Raw genomic sequence first — 18,883 nt, 5'->3', positions numbered from 1 at the left:
CGTGCGTTAGTTTCTGGAGTTGTGGAAGACTTACAGCGTCAGAATATTCAGGTACAGCTTCATTCTGATGAATCTGCGGATGACATCGAGCGCTTTCAAAACTACGGTTGCAGTTCGTTCCCACCTATAGGCTCTGAAGCTATTCTTGCGGCTATCGGTGGTAATCTAGGTAACTTGGTTGCTGTGGCCGTCGAAGATAAAAAATATCGTCCAAAGGGTGAAAGCGGTGACGTTTTCCTCTACCATTTGGAAGGTCATAAAATCCGCTTAACCAAAGATGGCAAGGTGGTTGTTACAGCAACCGACGTTATTTTTGAAGCCGCTAATTCCTTCACTATTATTTCCCCTGAAACATTGATTCAAGGCCCTTTGCATGTAACAGGTGGGATATCTACAGACCTTGGTATTTTTGCTACTGGCGGCATTACTTCTGCCAGCGTTGTTAGCGGTTTAGATTTAACCGCAGGCGGCTTTAGCTACCTTGGCCACTTCCACAAAGATGCAGAGAACAGGAATACTTCAGCACCAGTGGGTTAACTATGAGCGTGAGCATCGTGTTCGACATGATGAAAAACACAGGAATCATTATCGAGGGCGGAAGTGTCGCAGATGACACAGTTTCAGCCCTCGTTTTGATCTCGTTGTTTACCGATGCCCGCGCCGATACTTCAGACCGCTTACCCGACGATTCAAACGACTTTAGAGGCTGGCCTGGTGACACGTTTTACGATGCGCCATGGGGCTCAAAACTTTGGCTGCTTTACCGTGAAAAACTGACTACCGATGTGCGTAACCGTGCGGTGAAATACGCAGAGGATGCACTGGCTTGGATGTTGGTTGATAACGGTGATGGCCAGATGGCAAAAAGCGTGTCTGTGGTTGGCTCTATTCCTCGTTTTCAAACCCTTGCCTTGTCTATCAATATCACCAAACCAGACAACGAAGTCATCTCACTGACCGTTATGAAACGATGGGAGGCGCAACGTGCCGTTTAACGTTCCTACGCTACGCCAGCTTATTGAAAGCGGTTTAATCGATATTGAAGCCTCGTTGGATGAGGTTTTACCTAAGTTTGGCATTGAGCAAGCGCTTAACTCTTCTGTGAGCGGCAGCGTTCGTGACCTCTACGATTACCAATCTTGGATCGTGCGTCAAATCATCCCTTCGACTGAATCTGAAGGCCAGACCATCATCGATGCAGCGCGCTATGAAGGCGTGATTCAAAAGCTTGCAACGAATGCCGCTGGCCCCGTTACTTTTACAGGTAGTGTGCCTATTCCCGTTGGTACTGTGATGACGCATTCTGATGACCGCTTGTATCGAGTGACTCTATCTAACGCGCCAGACAGTGGCAGCGTTTTAGTGGAAGTAGAAGCGGAAGAATCAGGGGTAGCGGGTAATCTCGCGGCAGGTGAAACGCTGACACTAGTGTCTACCGTGCCAGGTATTCAACCTAATGGTGTGACGGGTGAAATTTCAGGTGGTGCGGAAATAGAATCCGTTGCTGAAGTGCTTGAGCGTTTGTTGTTTCGTAAGCGTAACCCACCAATGGGCGGTGCGGTGCATGACTACGTGGCATGGTGCCGTGAAGTTGCAGGGGTTACTCGTGCTTGGGCTATCGATGCTTATCAAGGTGGTTCAACGGTTGGCTATGCGTTTGTCTTTGATGGCCGTACCGATATTCTGCCTAATGTCACCGACCAACAAGCGATGTCTGATTACATTTATCGCCATAAAGACCCAGCAACAGGCAGTGACGTTGGTCGCCCTGCTGGCATCGAGCCAGTGCCGATTCAGTTAACGCTGAAAGTGACGGGTTTAGACATCAATATCACGCCAGATAACACAGAGCTTCGCGCTAGTGTGCAGACCAGTATCAACAGCTATTTTAAAACGTTAAGCCCTGCTAGTACGCTGCTTGTAAGTGCTGTGCGCACCGCTATAGGTTCAGCACCAGGTATTGAAGACTATTCGCTAGATCTGAATGCTGACCTTCCTGCTGTATCGAATGAGTTACATGAGCTTGGAGTGATCACATGGGCCACTCTGTAGAGCAATGGACTAACTCAATAATGGCGCAAATGCCACGAGGTATCTTGTGGCAGCGTTCAGCATCGTTAGACCTTCATAAGTACGCGGCAGGCTATGCACCAAGACTAGAGGCGGTAGAGGTTAGCGCAGGCAGTTTACTGTTAGAAATGCGCCCTGAAACTACTCAGCAACTACTAGACGAATGGGAAGAGTATTTAGGGCTTCCAGAGTGCCAAGTTCAAAACCAAACGTTTGAATCACGCCGTGCTGCTGTAGTTGAAAAGTATCACCGTAAAGGTGGTTTGCAAGTATGGAACATCGACAAGCTTGGTGCTGATTTAGGATTTGATATCGAGGTTGAAGAAATCTTCCCTCACCACTGCTTACGTGGTTGTACTTATCCGCTCTATGAAGAGAAGTACCGCCACTTATTACGTATTCGTGTCAAAGGCATTACACAAGCTTACGCAACGTGCCTAGACGATTGTTTAACCCCGTTAGTATCTCAAACCGCCGCTATTCTGGAATGTACGCTAAACCAGTTCAAGTTAGGTGGTAAGTACTATGAATTCATCTATGAGGAGAGCGTGTAATGCACTATCTCAATAATGGCTCTCAGGTCGAGAACGCCCCACCACTCAAGCCAAGAGTCGGTACACGTGGGTACTTCAGTGAAAGCAATGACAATGGCGCACCAAGCTACCCAGGGCAAGATTGGTTTAATGCGGTGATTCGTGAGTTTCAGACCGCGTTAACGGCTAAAGGCGTAGCATATGATCCAGACAAATTCGATCACCTTCAGAAACTACTTGAAGCTTCGGCGGTTAATTCACTTCAATATCGCGTTGGTCAAAAGGCCGAAATTCACTCTGCGCAAATTCCAGATTGGTTGTTGAAAGCTGATGGTTCCATTGTTTCGAGAACAGTAGATGATGTGCTGTGGGCTCATGCAGCCACCAGTGGACTTGTTATTGCTCAATCGACTAAAGACGCTAATCCAGAGCAGTACGCGATGTATTACGGTGACGGAGATGGTTCGACTACGTTCAGCCTTCCTAACTGGTACTTGGGTCATTTTGCTCGTGGTAATCCTTCTGGTGTGGCTTTGGGTGAAACTCAGGGTGATGCGATACGAAACATTACGGGAGCAACACAAACAGTTCATGCTCAGCTCCTTGGGAACCCCACCACCCCCATATTTAACGGTGCGATGTCATCGATACCGAAGGTGGTTCAGGGCGTATCCGCTGCTTTATCGGGTAGTTCGATGTATCTTTCTTCTTATGATTTTGATGCTTCAAGATTAGTCCCTACGGCAAGCGAAAATCGCCCCAAATCTGGTCATATAAATATATGTATCGAACGTGGAAAAATCCCAGCATAGAGGTTAATCAATGAACGAAGTAGCGCATCACTATAATCCAAGCACATTACTATACACACACTCTACTGCACTTAGCGTGCCAGCAGGATATAAAACTCCTCTTGTACCGCAGTGTGCTTTGCTAGCTCCCCTTCCGTCATATGACCCTAGCACTCAAGATTTAAAAGCTAATGTAAAAGACTGCGAATGGCAGGTGTTAGACAAGTTCAAAGAAGTTACGGCTTACCATAAGCAAACTCAGATTCATAAAGAGTTTGATGACAAGTCTTTGGTAACTGATGAATACACGATCAAGAAGCCACCAACGCCTTACCATGACTTTGTTGGTAGTGATTGGGTTCCTAACAAAGAGAAGGCGTTGAACGCAAAGCGAGCAGAAATAAACAATTGGCGCGCTGCTTTAGAAGGTCAAGAGACTCAAACTGTTGTAGCCATTGATGGTGAGTGGGATGCAGGGCCTAGTGCTCGTTTACGCATCGATTCAACGCTACTGACAGCTGTGATGCCGCCATACTGGACAGATGCTAACAATGTAGATCATGAAGGTATGACACTTGAAGAGTTGAAGCAGGTGAAGATTGCTATCAGTGAGCTTGGTTTTGCTATCCACGATAGACAACGCACTATGAAGAAAGAAGTGGAAGCACTAACAGACTTCGATGAAATTCTTAACTACCCAGTTGGCTGGCCACAAAGTTAAACATTCTTTAAACGCTATTTAAGCCTAGTATTTTGAGCATTTACATTTGTGCGCAATTTGCTAGGCTTTGTTGTTCATATCGCGAGGCGCGCTACAACGTGCCAGTTCATAATACGCAGCTAGGACATCAAAGCTTTTCAGAATCGACTTTTTCATGGTCATTAGAACACCGAATTTTAATAGCCTTTTATCATAAAAAAGAAGGCTATCATTCCTATCTGATCTAGGTTAAAGCCCCGCACCGTAAGGAAAATGACTCGCTTCGATACCTTTAAATACTGAGTTTGCTAGCACATACAAAATTATGCAAACTGACTAATGACACATCACTTTTTAACTTCAATATACAACCGCCGGCGCTGGCGTTTTCCCGTATTTGAAGAGAATAATTATGAGTGATACAACAAAAAACAAACCACTACCTTCCTTTATCGAAGAACGCTTGAATTTCTATATTCAAGACCTCATTACCCAGAACCAAAGCCAAAAGCACTTGGTATTGGGTAAACGACCTCAGCGCAATGCCGTCGTGATGCAGAGCAATGATTACTTAGCACTGTCACACAACAAACCGATCCAAGACGCCCATCAAGCAGCGATTATTGAACACGATGACAACGTAGTGATGTCTGCAATTTTTTTACAAGATGAAGAGTCTAAACCTGCGTTTGAAACCGAGCTCGCGAACTATGTCGGAATGGAGAGCTGTTTGCTTTCTCAGTCAGGTTGGGCGGCCAATATTGGACTATTACAAACCATCTGCCCGCCGGACACATCGGTGTATATCGACTTTTTTGCCCATATGTCGCTATGGGAAGGCATTCGTGCCGCTGGCGGCATCGCCCACCCGTTTATGCATAACAATATGAATCACCTGCGTAAACAGTTAGAGCGCCACGGCTCAGGCGTTATTGTGGTCGATTCGGTTTACAGTACCATTGGGACCATCGCCCCACTACGCGACATCTACGAAATGGCGCAAGAGTTTGATTGTGCCGTCGTCGTTGATGAATCGCATTCATTGGGCACGCATGGGGAAAATGGTGCCGGCATAGTTCACGCATTGGGCCTTACAAAGCAAGTCGACTTCATCACCGTAAGTTTGGCTAAAACCTTTGCTTATCGTGCAGGCGCGATCCTTGGACCAAAACTACTTTCAGAAACCTTACCGTTTGTTGCTTATCCCGCGATTTTCAGCTCGACCGTGTTACCACAAGAGGTGGTCCGTTTAGAGAAAACATTAGAGGTAATCAAAAGTGCAGATGATAAACGACAGGCTCTGTTCCAGCGTGCTAAATCGTTGACTACGGGTCTAAAACGAATTGGCTTTAATATCCGCAGCGAGTCTCAAATTGTGGCATTAGAATGTGGTAGTGAAAGAAACACTGAACGTGTTCGCGATTTCCTCGAAGAACGGAATGTGTTCGGTGCGGTGTTCTGCCGCCCCGCTACGGGCAAGAACAAGAACATCATCCGATTTTCAGTGAATGCCGATATGACACCACGAGACATTGACCATGTGCTCACCGTTTGTCACGAAGCGTACCATCACCCAGAGTTAGAGTTCGTATAACACTGTACACACCAATTCTATAACTAACACAAACGGCAGGACTGAATAGACGCTATCATGTCGCGATACAAAAAGAGCCCAGCGAATTGCTGAGCTCTTTCTTGTGTTCATCTATTCATCTAGTTCAGCTGGATAACCGGACGGTACAACAAATCAAATCCAGTGTGCAATTTTATCGAACAGTCGGGTTTTATCTGCTGGCTTCACAATAAAATCTGACATGCCTGACGATTCCATTTTTTCCAATGTCACTGGGGAACTGTCGCCTGTGTGAGCAATAATCGGCACTGTAGAGTATTCTTTGGCAGCACTACGGATTCGACGAGAAGCTTCAATACCATCCATAATTGGCATCTCGATATCCATCAGAATCAAATCAACATCCTCGGTATCCAAAGCATCTAACGCTTGTTGGCCATCTTCTTTCTGTACAACGTCAAAGCCCTGTTTTTCCAATAACATTGCGGTAAAACGGCGCAAAGATTCGTTGTCATCCACCACCATTATCGTACGTTTATTAGTCGCATCTAGTGGTTTCACAGCAACCGATGGCAACACGTAATTAGAATCGAAAAGTAAGCGCTCGATGGTGGCTTTGGTATTCAGTAGCCAAACTTGTGTTTCCACCCAAATCGGTTCAAAAGCAACGTTACGAACACGCTTAATGGGATGATGCTCATACAAATAGATGATTCTCGCTTCAGTGAACGATAGCAAAGATTCAATTCTATCGAGGTAATTGGCTCTTAAATCTAAGCTCTCCATATCAACGAAAATCAAGTCGAACTCAAATTGATATTCCTTATTTTTAAGTGCTGATACAACGTCTAATACGGTGAGGTCAAACCCCATAGAACGTGATGTCTCAGTAATTTTATCAGAGAGTACTTTCTGGTCACTCACCATCAACACTGTCTTTAGCTTAGTGAGCTCACTCTTAATTTCGTTCACAGAGTGAGAAGTCAAAGATGGAAAAGTCATCGTGAACTGCGTCCACTGTTCCACCTCAGACTTACACTTAATCTCTCCACCAAACGACCGCATTACTTTCTGACAAAATGGCAAACCTAAGCCGTAGTTACCTGATTGGCCGGTGGTGTAAAAATCCTGGAAAATACGTCGAATGACATCGTTTGAAATACCAGCTCCGTTATCGGTAACCATAATTTGATTGGTCACGTCATCACTGCACATGGTGACATGAATATGAAAATCTTCAGGGCTGCGATGATGGAATGCGTTCTTGAACAAGTTATACATCACGTACTTCAACAAGGTATCACTGCCCAAGAAATCAAAGTTGCTTTGTACATCTAAAGAGATCGCTGATTTATCAGCTGAGCGCTTATAGTTAAAGCTATCTATAGCCCCTTCAACCACCGCTTGAGCTGAATGTTTCTTGAACGTAGAACGAGATACTCGGTTTTCATCAATTGAAGTCAATAGAAGATCAATCGTCTCGTTACCTGAGTGAATAATCTCCATCGCTTCATCACCCACTTCACGTAACTGTATAACTTCTTCATTGCTCAAAGCGTATTGCCCTTGGTGGCCACCACTTTTCGGATTCGGCAATATGGACTGCATAACATCAATAGAAGTCAGTAAACCACTTAGTGGGTTTCTCATCTCATGCGCGATACCGGCCCCAAAAGATTTCGCCAATGACACCTTATTCTCATGTTCCACCTGATTACGGAAGTAAAATAAGTTACCGAACAAATAGATAAATAAGAAGATTGGCACATGCGTCCAATCCATAGTGAGCTCTAAGTAGAAGCCTTGTGCCACCCATGCACACAAGGTAGCAATCCCTATCCCGGCGAAGGTTTGTGCAAACATCACTCGGGTGACGTGAACTAATAGAATATGGAGGAAAATAGCCGACATGAAAGACATAACCCATACGTTGGACCAGTTATTCATCAGCAGCATGTAAAAGAAAAAACACGGTAAGCAGAGGGTAATAGCGACTTGATAATAAGCCGGAAGGTACTTTCGCCAATCAAATGGAATACGATTACGAACAACAATCCCAAGGAACAATACCGAGCAAAACAGACGCACGGCTAAATTTTCATAGGGTTGCGGAAACAAGAATTCCCATACAATGTAGTAAGCAGGGAAACCGACAAAGCCCATCCAACCCACAAGGGTTAGGTTAGGTTCTGCGTACTGATAAACTTTACGAATCGCGTTCATACAAATACTTTATTTACTAAGCCCTAACGTTTACAAAGTCTAAAATTTGATGTTGGTTCTTATGTTTTCCGCTGAGTATATTACACATCACCTCAGAGCAGTGAGCTTTCAATCAAATATGTATCAACGCTTTTGATTTTATTATGACTTAGATGAATAAAGTCTCGGTTTCATACTTTAACTCAGACAACATCCCTAAGTGATTCAGATTTATACGCTCACGCCTACACCAATAACGCGCCTTAGCAAGTGCTGCGCCTCTTCGTTTGCATTATGTCACTGTAACGCGATGCATCTTTCTTGGAGTATCGCCGTAATCAATCACCGCGTAATGTTGCGTTACCCTATTGTCCCAAATAGCCATTGATTCCCTGTCCCATTTGAAACGGACTTGAAACTCAGGGCGTCGTGCAATTTCAAACAGTTGGTTAAGTAAAATATCACTCTCTTGTCGGTCAAGTTCGTTGATATAACGGGTAAACTGCTCATTGATATAAAGTGTTTCTTTACCGGTTTCCGGATGGCTCTGAACAACAGGATGAATTACAGGTGGATTTTGCTGCGCGGTTTTAAGTAGTGATTTGTGCCAATCAAGCTCTATCTGATCTGGCTCAACTCCCTCGAAAGCCACCAGCGAATGAGTCGCAGACAACCCTCTCAATTTTGCTTTCATGTCTTCATCTAATGACTCGAAAACCGCAGTCATCGAACACCAAATCGTATCCCCACCGGTGCTTGGAATATGTTGAGCATGCAACAAAGAAGCTTTCGATGGCACGTTGCGCCAGGTTAGATCCGTATGCCAATAGCTTTCCATGGGTGCATTACCACGGGTTGTTTCGATGACACTCACCTGAGGTGCGCTTTCGACGCGAGGAAAGAAGGGATGCGCAAGCTCGAGCTGTCCAAATCGCTCTGCAATCATCAAGTGTTGTTCTGGTGAGAGTACTTGATCACCTAGGAAGATGACTTGATGGGTAATCAGCGCCTGATAAACCTCATCGAGCTCAGTCACACTGCATGTGGCGAGATCGACTCCATGGATTCGCGCACCGATATGAGGGGTAACTTGTTCTATTTTCAACATACTTTTTCTTTTTGGTTTTCTCTAAGTTGAGTTGGAGACTGAGACTGAGACTGAGACTGAGAGGAATAGCCTGTTATTAAACCGGACAAATACAACATTTCTTTCAACACTGTACGTTCCAAAAGAAAGTCTCACTTTAATAAGAACAAGGCCATCTAAAAAAAGAGCCCCTAAATAGGCGCTCTTTTCGTTTTTTGATACTTCCTGTATCCATAGACAAGTCCAATCTGTAGTACTTTCACTGAAAGCCAGATCATCGATATCTCCAGTTGTGTATCAACTTAAATGTAACACAATCTCCAGGATTTTCTAAAACACAACAGAGATAATGAGTTTAGTCCCACTGCATCTCACCACTCAGCACTTGTTCGATGCCATCAATAAAGAGGAAAACTTGCCATTAGTAAAACTGATGCTGAATTAAAATCATTAATTTTACTTAACTGCCAGTTACTTCTATCGTGACTGCATGCATCTTCAATAAACTTATTAACGCTGGGAAACTGACTATGACTGCCATTACCGATCTAGACCTTCTACTGAAATCCATGTCACCAGAATTAATCGACGGTAACTATGTTTTTTGCACTGTCGACGGAGCGCTAGCAGACTATGTTCAGCTCAATCCAATCTCGACTTTTCGTGAAAAAGAAGGTTTAACACTGGTTCTGGAAGAAGACGTTGCGACCAAAGCTCAGCTAAACTTCGACGCTGTGTTTAGCCTGATCACTTTATCGGTACATTCGAGCCTTGAAGCGGTTGGATTGACGGCTGCTTTTGCGACAAAGCTTGGCTCATACGGCATTAGCGCTAACGTTGTTGCAGGCTACTATCACGACCATATCTTCGTTCAGAAAGACAAAGCTGAAGCCGCAATGAGTGCGCTAAGAGAATTTTCAGAAGTAGATTAGTAAAGAATTCTATTGTTCACAGACGCAAAAAAAGCGACGTAATCTACGTCGCTTTGGCTTATTGCTTAACAATCACTCACTGATCAGGCATCAGTGAGTGACACAGTTAAGCAAGCTTAAAAGTCGCCACTTTGTCACTTAAACCAGCGGCTTGGCTCTTAAGTTCGTTCGACTCAGTTAAGCTGTCCTGTGCGCCCACAACTAAGTGGTCCGTAACATCTTTAATGGTCGTAATGTTCTGAGTAATTTCACCCGTCACGTGCGTTTGCTCTTCTGCTGCGGTAGCAATTTGAGTCGCCATATCACTAATCAAAGCCACCGCTGTGTTGATCTCTTCTAGCGCATGTGAAGCTCGGTCGGCATCTTCGACGGAATGTATTGCCAGTTTCGAGCTGCTCTCCATAAGATCAACCGCTTGAGCCGTTGTGCGTTGTAAAACATCAATCGTTGACTTTATCTCTTCTGTTGAAGAGTGAGTTCGTTGAGAAAGCACACGTACTTCATCTGCAACTACAGCAAAACCACGACCTTGTTCACCAGCACGCGCCGCTTCAATAGCAGCATTCAAAGCAAGCAAGTTAGTTTGCTCTGCAATACCTTGAATCGTAGCAAGTACCGTCGAAATCTCTTGAGCATGCTTGTTTAGCTCGCTGATCACGTTGCCCGCCTCGTTCACTTCATTGGCGAGGTTATTGATAGAACCTTTAGTATCGACAACCAGGGCGTGACCGCTATTAGTGCTTGTCGCAGAGTCTTGTGCCGCTTTTGCGGTTTGCTCAGCATGCGATGCAATTTCTTGCGTTGCACTCGCCATTTCCGTTACAGCCGTCGCCACCATGGTGATCTCTTGCTGTTGATGATTAAGCTCGTCCACCGAACGATTCGCTCGCTGAGTACTTTTCTCTGACTGGCTGTTAAGCTGCTCTGATTGCCCACGAATATGACCAATCAACTGCTGTAAACTTCCTACAAAAGTGTTGAAGTTCTGTGCTAGTTCTCCTACTTCGTCTTGGTTCTCAACATGAATACGCTGAGTTAAATCACCACTACCATTAGCGATCTGCGCCAATGCTTGAGACACATGGTTCAACGGACGGAACAGAATAGTACACAGCAGGTTAAACAATATGGTACATACAATCACAACCAACAGTGTCACCAACACTTGACCGATCACCGCATCAAATAACGGTGCAACCAAAGAGTCATGATTAACAACACTGATAGTAATCAGGCTTGTACCATCAATCGCACGTGCGTACAGAACATAGTCGCTGCCATTTAACTCGATAGCCGTGTCTTTACCGCTAGTCAGTGCCTTCTGTACATCAGAAAAATCTAGCCCTAGCGAGCTAATGTTCTCATTCAGCAACTTTGTATCAGCGTGCGTGTAAACCGTGCCTTTGTTGGTCGCGATAAACATGTAGCCTTCGCCTGGAAGAATCACTTTTTCAAGGCTGTTTAGAATGTCGGTAATTTCTACATCAGCACCTAAAACGACCTGCTGGCCATGCAGTTGCATTGCAGTACCCAACGACACAACGTTCGCCCCAGTTGCCGCGGCAACCGTTGGGTTATCCATGAACACCTTACTTGGGTTCGCAACCGCATTGGTGTACCAACCCCATACGCGTGGATCATCATTGCCCGGTGGCAACACTACGCCATTCGCATTTTTTTGCGAGCCATCAGGGAACGCTAAGAACACATTATCAAACGAGCCTGAATCACGAACCTGCTTCAGGTGAGTGACCAAGCTTTCTTGTTGTGACTCCTTCGAAAGTGAAGTAAGCGCACGCTCTTTGGATAAGATCCAATCCGATACATATTGATTGTAAGAAGCTGACGCACCTTCTAAGCGCTGTTCAACTTCAATATCCAACCGTTGCAATGAAGCACGAAAAGACAATACCTCGACCAAAATCCCCCCCAGGATAATGGCCATGCTAGCAGAGATCGCCAGCTTATTTTTAAGCGAGAGTTTCTTGAACATAGGAAACCTATAATTTGGAAGTAAAAACCGCGGTGACAAATTTGTCACCAACACAGTTTGCAAGCACCATTTATTTTACGCTTTAAAATAAATTAATAAACCATCCAAGGTTAATATCAGCAATATATGTGAGTAGGGGCACGCATAGCGAGACATTCACCAAGTAAATTATTGATTGCATGAGAAATTATACCGAACGGCCTGTTGGAGGATAATTAAGTTAAATACGCTCAACATAGCGTTGTTACCTAGACGAAAAAATAGAAAAGGACCCAACACATAACGTTCAGCCCTTTATTTCTCGTCATTTAAACCCAACGGCATTCTTATTTCCATCAGATCAATATTTATATTCGATTACTTAGATTTCACCGAAGTTGGGGTTAGTTAATAATCGCTTTAATTACTTTACTAACTATTAGTTTTGTCAGTTATTGTATTTTCACTTACCCAATACTAACTCAACAACCAACGACTACTAGTTGTTCGTCACAGAAAGTTTGTAGCCCAAATGTTGAACATTCACATCAGCGTAGCCTAGAGCAACGGCATAGTCTGCTGCGTTTGTGAAAGCAGAAAACATGATTGAAACGGCTAGTGTTATAAACACACTCATTTTCATATTTTGTTCCTTTTTGGCTAAATAGTTTTAACTGGTTAAATGGGGTTAGTTAGTTAATTGAGCGAACTGAATGTTATTACCAACGTGAGCGATATGAACGATGGCAGCTTTTGCAAGTCGCCTGCGCTGCTTTTAATCCTGATTCTACCAGTGATACATCACCTTGTTGGCTACCTTGATAGAGTTCTTGGAACCCTTGATTCATTTGACTTAGTAGTCGTTCGAATTTTTCAGGCTCACTCCACACACTCTCTTTAGCTTTACTTCCCTCTTGGCTGCCCACCGGAAATGACGTCAGTAACAATTCGCTATGAGCTGTTAACTCTAAACTCGTTTCTTCTAATACCTGCCAACTCGTATCGTTGCCATCTAATAAGTCTTTGGCTTGCTCAATCAAGGTTTCAACTTGTGTAAATGCGTATTGGCGCTGTTCAATTTGGTTCGAATGATCTTGTGATGCCCAAGCGTGGGTACTAAGTAAAACGGTTGTAGTGCACAGTAGGCTCACCAATCTCTTGTGAATCATTCTCTTGTTCATATTGATCTCTCCTCGCTTCATATAGCTTTTGTTGTCTGGTTTCGATACAGACATCGATGATTCGTTTCGGTGTTCCGTTTTGCTCTGATGTCTGTGTTTCTTTGACGCCTGTGTTTCCTTGATAAAGTCAATTTACACAGCAATAGTTGCAATTGCAACTATTGCTGTGTGAATTACTGTAAAGCGAACAGAGATTAAATAAACAAAAGAGAGAGTGAAACTATGAAGATTTGGGATCTATCAACTCGCCTATACCATTGGACGCAAGCGGCGCTTTTCATGGGGTTAATGGCATCGGGCATTTCAGGTAATGGACCCCACGTTCAACTTGGGCTAGCACTTATGACATTAATCGTTTGGCGATTGGTCTGGGGTTGGGTGGGTAGCGAAACGAGCCGGTTCAGACAGTTTTTACGATCACCTAAATCAGTAGTTCGTTATTTATTAGGAAAAGAAAAAGAAAAGCCAGGCCATAATCCTGCTGGCGGTTGGATGGTTGTTACACTGTTATCAGCTTTAACTATTCAGTGTGTTTCTGGTTTAGCCTTAGCAGGGCTTCTTGATCACTTACCCTATGCAAATATCTGGTTGAATGACTCCGTATTTTCATCATTAGAAAACATTCACCTCACTATGATAAAAGTACTTCCAACTCTGATTGCGGTACACGTCCTTGCCGTTTTGTTCTATAAATTACGCTCAAAACCATTAACTTGGGCAATGGTCACTGGCTTCCAAAGAAAAATCGAACTTAATGGCAGTGTTGCGTTTGTTTCTCAATGGCGTGCGTTAGGCGTACTAGCTTTAGCGGCGCTGCTCATCATTATGCTGACAGTGTTGGCGTAAATTAATAGGTTTGACGAGTATAAAACCGGATGTACAAAAGGGGTAAGCCGACGACTTCTAAAAATCGTCTCGCGAATAGAGCGCGACTAACCAAAATCTAACGTCAGCAACAATCGCGTCTCGTTAGATGAAGTTACGGGTGAGCAATGCACCAGACCCGCGTTTTCGTTGCCACTCCATCGCTCCCCTTTAAGCAATGCCACATCACCACTCGAAAGTTGCTCGATATCCGACTCATGACTGTACAAGCCTGACTCTGAATCTGGCTTTCCGTTACTCCCTCTTCCTAGCTTCGTACGGTCGACCAAGTCGTTTGGCAGCCATTGAGTGGCAACACCATGATAGGTAGTCACTAAACGGCAAGGGACTTGGTCAACATGGAAGCGTGGACACATCGCTTTATTCAGAACCGCTAAACGGAGCCCTACTTCTTCAAGATCAAACAAACAACAGAACATATCCACCAGCTCTACCATGTTTTCTAGTAGTGCTTTAGATGCGGTTTCGTCGGTAGCAAACTCCAATTTCTCATAGGCGTTGTCTGGAGACAGGCTCATAGATTTACTGAAGTTTGGATTCAAGGCGATAAATTCACTGATTGCCATTGTTAAATCTTCATCAAATGTACGCTGCCAAATCGCAATATTGACATTGCTTTGATAGATGTCTGCCAGCACCGTTGGCTGCTCAGAAGCGCTATAGCATGGAGCATGATTCGCATGAACCTTGATACTTGCAGCAGAACCAATGTTAAGTGGCTGATTATTATCGGTTGTCACAGGTTTCGTTAACACGGCATTCATTACGTCATCTCCTTGATACATGCTTGTTGTTTTCCTCTTACCGATACGAACGTTATTCTCAGTAAGAGTGATATTTTGGTTATGTTATAACATAACCAAGATATCACAAGCAACTTGGCATACATGTTTCCAATTATATGGATATGCGTTTGCAGCCTTAGGTAACTTGATGAATGTGGATCACTGCAGAAAAACGCGAAAGCTTAGCTATGGCGTTCATATAAATTGACTCAGCAAGCAACGGCTTTCACACCATAAGCCCCAAGTTAATCGAGAACTCAGACACGAAAGTGTTGAATTACGCGTTCTATAAGTTCAGAGATGTCGTTGATGTCACATGTCGTTACACAGCATGACGTCTTAAGGCTTTACATCTTGAGCGAGGTAAACAACAATCCCTGAGAATAAATCCATAACATAATGTATTTAGAAATTATGAGCAGCACAGAAAACAAAAAATCGAGTCCTCTTTTCGAAGTCGTATTTAACGTCTTTCTTCCTTCATTCATCTTAATGAAGTTCAGTGGAGAGGAACACCTAGGAACTGGCTTAGCACTACTTGTCGCGCTTGCCTTCCCTATTGCTTACGGTGGTATGGAGTTAGTCCGCAACAAGAAGTTTAACTTCATCGCGGCACTTGGCTTTGTCAGCGTATTATTAACCGGCGGTATCGGCTTCTTCGAACTTGATACTCGTTGGTTAGCATTAAAAGAAGCATTAATACCCGGCCTAATTGGTTTAGCGGTTCTTGGCTCAACCTTCACTCGCTACCCGTTTATCCAAAAAGTTATCTTCACGCCTGCACTGTTAAACATATCTCTAATCGAAGAGCGTTTAAGAGAGTTTGGTAACCAAGCAGAGTTTAATCGTTGCCTAATGAAGTCAAACTACCTATTCGCTAGTACCTTCGCATTTTCTTCTGCGATGAACTACTTTCTAGCGACTTGGATTGTGACTAGCCCAGCAGGTACTGCAGCTTTTAATGAAGAATTGGGTAAGTTGACACTTTACAGCTACCCGGCCATCGCTATACCAAGTATGTTGATGATGTTAGGTATCTTCTACTACATTTGGCGCCAAGTTCGCTCGATGACTTCGCTAAAAACGGAACAGATCTTTATTACTAAATAATTTTCGTTGCGTTAGCTCCGAGTACAAAACCGCTTCAAATACTCGATTGCTTTAAAAAACAGATTGCTTCAAAAAAGCATGAGCCCAGCACACACGCTGGGCTTTTTTGTCTGTTCTACATACAGCAAAATATTAACTTTCAATTGATATCATGAATTAATTTAAACAAAACGATGTTCATTTTCATGACTCACTGTCCATAACTGGCCGAAAACAAGTAATAGTCAATGATTTGCATTGAATGAGGCGTGATATGTTTTTATAATCAACTTCGTTTGTTACTTTACAAAGTTCAATCCTAGCAATGACATAACTTCAGTTCATATTGGTCATATTTAACCAATAGTTTGCAAAAACCAAACGCCAGACGAACTCGACAAGGAATTTAAAACATGAACAAATCTCAATTAGTTGAACACATCGCAACTTCTGCTGACATCTCAAAAGAGCAAGCAGGCACAGCACTCAATGCACTCGTTGAAGGCATCTCGACTACGCTTGCTAATGGCGACGATGTATCTATCCTTGGATTTGGTAGCTTTAAAGTGAATAGCCGCGCTGCTCGCACTGGTCGCAATCCAAGAACTGGAGAAGAGATTCAAATCTCAGCGTCAAAAACACCAGCATTTAAAGCAGGTAAAGCACTAAAAGAGACATGCAACCTGTAAGATAGAAAATACAAGGAAGGTTACCGATGACAACTAAGGAAAAAACAAAAACGAGCCGCAGTAAAAAAGCCGGCAAGTCAACCAAAGCACAAGCTGAAGGGCCTAAGGCTCGTCAACGCATTGAAGAGCTTCTCGAAGAGCGTGAATTAGCCAAACTGTTAGAGCTTTAGTTTGTATTCGAGCTGTAATTAAAGATTTACATGATGGTTTGTTGTCATTCAAATGCCACTGCAGATTTGCGGTGGCATTTTAGTTTGAAGAACAAGCCCTAGCGCATCACTCTTCTTCCCCCTTTCAATCCCCTCTTCACTTTTAATCCCCCTCGCTTTCAAAAACGAAACTTTAGCTTACTGGCTTTAAGCTGATATCGCGTTGACGACCAAGCTTGAGAAGCGCATGATTTTATTTCGAGCAGAATAGTTTTTTGGCCGTGTAACCCACCCCATAATTGTTTCTGTGCAACGTACCCTATTGAACGGCAGGTCACATGAATAAAATTGTTATGTTAGTAATGGGGCTGCTTTTTACCAGTCGATTGTTCGCTAGTATTGTGCCGCATGTTAGTCAACTTGAGCATGATGCACCTATTCTACTTCGCTCAGCGTTGATCGTAGGTGTTTCGGCTTATGCCGTCTGGACAGCGTTCAAATACTTCAAAAAGAACAAAGCTTCTAGTTCAGATCAAATCTAGGCGGTGCTGACATGAACTGACTCTTTGCCGACGAACATAACTTCCCGCACTGCGTAATTTGGCTTTCGAGGAAATAAAGATTACGTCTGCTTTTCACCCATTGAGCGCGAATTTCGAGTTCCTGACCAATGGCGATTGGATGGTGAAAGCGAGAAGTTAAACTCACCGTCATCGCATTGATATTGTTATGGAACAAGCAATACAACATCGCGCTGTCGTGTAACGCAGTAACAATACCCCCCTGCATAATACCGTCGTAGCCCTCAGCTTTATCTGTTGGTACAATCTTGGCTATAGCTTCATACTTAGCTAAATTTTCATGCTTAACTGGCGTTTCATGCTTAGCTAGCGTTTCGTACTGAGCCAAAGTCTCACCTTCGCCAATAGCTTCAAAACAAATGGGACTGTCTGCGAAAAAACCTTGGCTGCACACTTGGCAACGCCGATGGTTGTGAGGAATGAAAACCTTCATACTTACCCTTATTCCTGTGTACCCTTAGATTCCTAGAGATTGATATGGCTCGACCAAAAAAACATCGTCAATTATGTACCCGTGCGGCTTACTCATGCTTTAAGCCTAATGGCGTTCCTATGGACGAGCTTCATAAAGAAGAATTGCTATTAGAAGAGTTAGAAGCCTTACGCTTGGCTGATCAAGAAGGATTGAGCCAGCTTGAAGCCGCCGAGCAGATGCAGGTGTCTCGCCAAACGTTCGGCAACATCATTAAGCGAGCACGTACCAAAGTCGCCAAGTGCATCGTCAACGGCCATGCGTTGGTGATTCAAGGCAGTTAATTCACGTGTTAGCCAGAAGTTATTTAACTCAGCGAGCGAGAACTCTTGATACTTAACTTGATACTTAGCTTGATGGCTCAGTAATCTGATACAACTTTCGACTTTGCCCTTCACACACATCCTTGCAATTGCATTCGCGCTCAATATCTAACTGCGCAAGCCCTCCACAGCTGCCTTTGATTGGCTTGCGAGAAAAAATTACACCTATCGCCATCAACGCGACAATTCCGACAAACCCCAATAGCGTCAACAAGAAGGTCATCTTCGGAACCCTCGAATACTCCCTAAGTGATTCGGCTGTGCCATCAGAATCGCGGCGTCTTTCTTGCACCCTTCCTCACCGCACCCTTTCTTACTACTCCCTTTATTGCTGCACCCTCTCTGACTGTGCCCTTTTTTACTGTGACAAACGTTGCGAGGCTCCCGACCGTAATCTAAATCGGTCACTTCCCGTAGATTGTCGAAATCCAAAGTCCCGATTTCTGCCTTACCTGTTGATGCCAAGACTCTAATATCGTGGTTGAACAAGTGCGCTAGCATCTTCTTCCCTATGTGACGGACGACTACAGATTTCACATCGTAAGAACGGAGGACAGAGATCCATTGCTTCTTTTTATTGCAAGCGGTGTCGGAATCAACCAAAGGAACAATCTGCTTTATTTGTTGTTGCTCATCGACAATCGCGATCTGTGGAGAACGGGCAAAATGGTTGCCGACATGAAGGTCACGACAAGGTATTGCGTATAACATAGTAACTTCCTGTTATTGATAATCAGGAATTCAGAATACGCCCCATTACTGGCATATGCCAATAACTATCGTATGAGAAATAAGATTTACAGAATGGATACTTAAGTTAAGAAGTAAATCCTCAACAACATCATTTAACACCAATTGAAATAACAACT

General features: G+C 43.9%; 23 protein-coding genes. 14 read left to right on the top strand and 9 right to left on the bottom strand.

Going from position 1 to position 18,883, the window contains the following annotated elements:
* The 7 genes from ACED59_RS18160 to cqsA form a co-directional block, all read left to right on the top strand.
* On the top strand, positions 1-537 hold a 537-nt coding region (locus tag ACED59_RS18160), incomplete at its 5' end, for a phage baseplate assembly protein V (protein WP_371731372.1).
* A 2-nt stretch (positions 538-539) separates the two neighbouring features.
* A complete protein-coding gene (locus ACED59_RS18155) occupies positions 540-995 on the top strand; it encodes a phage GP46 family protein (protein WP_371704792.1) in 456 nt (151 codons plus the stop codon).
* A complete protein-coding gene (locus ACED59_RS18150) occupies positions 985-2,052 on the top strand; it encodes a baseplate J/gp47 family protein (RefSeq protein ID WP_371704791.1) in 1,068 nt (355 codons plus the stop codon). The genes ACED59_RS18155 and ACED59_RS18150 overlap by 11 nt, the downstream gene beginning before the upstream one ends.
* Complete coding sequence (locus ACED59_RS18145) at positions 2,037-2,624, top strand: YmfQ family protein (protein ID WP_371704790.1); 588 nt, start codon at positions 2,037-2,039, stop codon at positions 2,622-2,624. The genes ACED59_RS18150 and ACED59_RS18145 overlap by 16 nt, the downstream gene beginning before the upstream one ends.
* The gene (locus ACED59_RS18140; RefSeq protein ID WP_371704789.1) at positions 2,624-3,415 is read left to right on the top strand and encodes a hypothetical protein; all 792 of its coding nucleotides are present in this window, start codon (positions 2,624-2,626) and stop codon (positions 3,413-3,415) included. The genes ACED59_RS18145 and ACED59_RS18140 overlap by 1 nt, the downstream gene beginning before the upstream one ends.
* 10 nt (positions 3,416-3,425) lie before the next feature.
* Positions 3,426-4,115, top strand: a complete 690-nt coding sequence (locus ACED59_RS18135; RefSeq protein ID WP_017099315.1) for a DUF4376 domain-containing protein — start codon at positions 3,426-3,428, stop codon at positions 4,113-4,115.
* Positions 4,116-4,506: 391 nt separating this feature from the next.
* Positions 4,507-5,688, top strand: a complete 1,182-nt coding sequence (gene cqsA, locus ACED59_RS18130; RefSeq protein WP_012604149.1) for an alpha-hydroxyketone-type quorum-sensing autoinducer synthase — start codon at positions 4,507-4,509, stop codon at positions 5,686-5,688.
* A gap of 153 nt (positions 5,689-5,841) precedes the next feature.
* On the opposite strand, the gene ACED59_RS18125 is transcribed toward cqsA, so the two are convergent.
* Both ACED59_RS18125 and ACED59_RS18120 read right to left on the bottom strand, forming a co-directional pair.
* Entirely contained in the window at positions 5,842-7,890 is a 2,049-nt protein-coding gene (locus ACED59_RS18125) for a response regulator (RefSeq protein WP_017096970.1), read from the bottom strand.
* A gap of 271 nt (positions 7,891-8,161) precedes the next feature.
* Complete coding sequence (locus tag ACED59_RS18120; protein ID WP_017096971.1) at positions 8,162-8,977, bottom strand: TauD/TfdA family dioxygenase; 816 nt, start codon at positions 8,975-8,977, stop codon at positions 8,162-8,164.
* A gap of 509 nt (positions 8,978-9,486) precedes the next feature.
* Between ACED59_RS18120 and ACED59_RS18115 the strand changes: the two genes are divergently transcribed.
* Positions 9,487-9,888 carry an ACT domain-containing protein gene (locus tag ACED59_RS18115; RefSeq protein WP_017096972.1) on the top strand — a complete coding sequence of 134 codons (402 nt, stop codon included), beginning with the start codon at positions 9,487-9,489 and terminating at the stop codon, positions 9,886-9,888.
* 106 nt (positions 9,889-9,994) lie between these two features.
* On the opposite strand, the gene ACED59_RS18110 is transcribed toward ACED59_RS18115, so the two are convergent.
* From ACED59_RS18110 to ACED59_RS18100, 3 genes are all read right to left on the bottom strand, one after another.
* The gene (locus tag ACED59_RS18110) at positions 9,995-11,881 is read right to left on the bottom strand and encodes a methyl-accepting chemotaxis protein (RefSeq protein WP_029223812.1); all 1,887 of its coding nucleotides are present in this window, start codon (positions 11,879-11,881) and stop codon (positions 9,995-9,997) included.
* Between the two features lie 478 nt (positions 11,882-12,359).
* Positions 12,360-12,503 (bottom strand): hypothetical protein, encoded by a 144-nt coding sequence (locus tag ACED59_RS18105; RefSeq protein ID WP_017096974.1) that lies wholly within the window; start codon positions 12,501-12,503, stop codon positions 12,360-12,362.
* Between the two features lie 76 nt (positions 12,504-12,579).
* Positions 12,580-13,095, bottom strand: a complete 516-nt coding sequence (locus ACED59_RS18100) for a cytochrome c (RefSeq protein WP_017096975.1) — start codon at positions 13,093-13,095, stop codon at positions 12,580-12,582.
* Positions 13,096-13,263: 168 nt separating this feature from the next.
* Between ACED59_RS18100 and ACED59_RS18095 the strand changes: the two genes are divergently transcribed.
* Positions 13,264-13,887 (top strand): cytochrome b/b6 domain-containing protein, encoded by a 624-nt coding sequence (locus tag ACED59_RS18095; protein WP_371704788.1) that lies wholly within the window; start codon positions 13,264-13,266, stop codon positions 13,885-13,887.
* Between the two features lie 86 nt (positions 13,888-13,973).
* Here the strand turns inward: ACED59_RS18095 and ACED59_RS18090 are convergent, their stop codons facing one another.
* Complete coding sequence (locus tag ACED59_RS18090; protein ID WP_029223813.1) at positions 13,974-14,690, bottom strand: DUF1826 domain-containing protein; 717 nt, start codon at positions 14,688-14,690, stop codon at positions 13,974-13,976.
* Between the two features lie 435 nt (positions 14,691-15,125).
* Between ACED59_RS18090 and ACED59_RS18085 the strand changes: the two genes are divergently transcribed.
* The 4 genes from ACED59_RS18085 (at position 15,126) to ACED59_RS18070 (ending at position 17,180) form a co-directional block, all read left to right on the top strand.
* Positions 15,126-15,821: a VC0807 family protein gene (locus ACED59_RS18085; RefSeq protein WP_017096977.1), complete on the top strand. Its 696-nt coding sequence runs from the start codon at positions 15,126-15,128 to the stop codon at positions 15,819-15,821.
* A 392-nt stretch (positions 15,822-16,213) separates the two neighbouring features.
* Complete coding sequence (locus tag ACED59_RS18080) at positions 16,214-16,489, top strand: HU family DNA-binding protein (protein ID WP_009846966.1); 276 nt, start codon at positions 16,214-16,216, stop codon at positions 16,487-16,489.
* 26 nt (positions 16,490-16,515) lie between these two features.
* Positions 16,516-16,659, top strand: coding sequence for a hypothetical protein (locus tag ACED59_RS18075; RefSeq protein WP_009846967.1), 144 nt, complete (start codon positions 16,516-16,518; stop codon positions 16,657-16,659).
* 317 nt (positions 16,660-16,976) lie between these two features.
* Positions 16,977-17,180 (top strand): hypothetical protein, encoded by a 204-nt coding sequence (locus ACED59_RS18070; RefSeq protein WP_012604160.1) that lies wholly within the window; start codon positions 16,977-16,979, stop codon positions 17,178-17,180.
* On the opposite strand, the gene ACED59_RS18065 is transcribed toward ACED59_RS18070, so the two are convergent.
* Positions 17,161-17,652 (bottom strand): PaaI family thioesterase, encoded by a 492-nt coding sequence (locus tag ACED59_RS18065; RefSeq protein WP_012604161.1) that lies wholly within the window; start codon positions 17,650-17,652, stop codon positions 17,161-17,163. The two genes, ACED59_RS18070 and ACED59_RS18065, sit on opposite strands and share 20 nt — an antisense overlap.
* 44 nt (positions 17,653-17,696) lie before the next feature.
* On the opposite strand from ACED59_RS18065, the gene ACED59_RS18060 reads away from it, so the two are divergent.
* Entirely contained in the window at positions 17,697-17,975 is a 279-nt protein-coding gene (locus tag ACED59_RS18060; RefSeq protein ID WP_017096978.1) for a DUF134 domain-containing protein, read from the top strand.
* 64 nt (positions 17,976-18,039) lie between these two features.
* On the opposite strand, the gene nqrM is transcribed toward ACED59_RS18060, so the two are convergent.
* A complete protein-coding gene (nqrM, locus tag ACED59_RS18055) occupies positions 18,040-18,237 on the bottom strand; it encodes a (Na+)-NQR maturation NqrM (RefSeq protein WP_017096979.1) in 198 nt (65 codons plus the stop codon).
* Positions 18,234-18,725 carry a NifB/NifX family molybdenum-iron cluster-binding protein gene (locus ACED59_RS18050; protein ID WP_017096980.1) on the bottom strand — a complete coding sequence of 164 codons (492 nt, stop codon included), beginning with the start codon at positions 18,723-18,725 and terminating at the stop codon, positions 18,234-18,236. The genes nqrM and ACED59_RS18050 overlap by 4 nt, the downstream gene beginning before the upstream one ends.
* Positions 18,726-18,883: the final 158 nt, after the last annotated feature.

Origin of the sequence: Vibrio sp. FF266 (assembly GCF_041439695.1) — a bacterium.
GTDB classification, from domain to species: domain Bacteria; phylum Pseudomonadota; class Gammaproteobacteria; order Enterobacterales; family Vibrionaceae; genus Vibrio; species Vibrio tasmaniensis_A.
The sequence above is the reverse complement of the archived record's forward strand: the minus strand, read 5'-3'. Positions and strand labels throughout refer to the sequence as shown.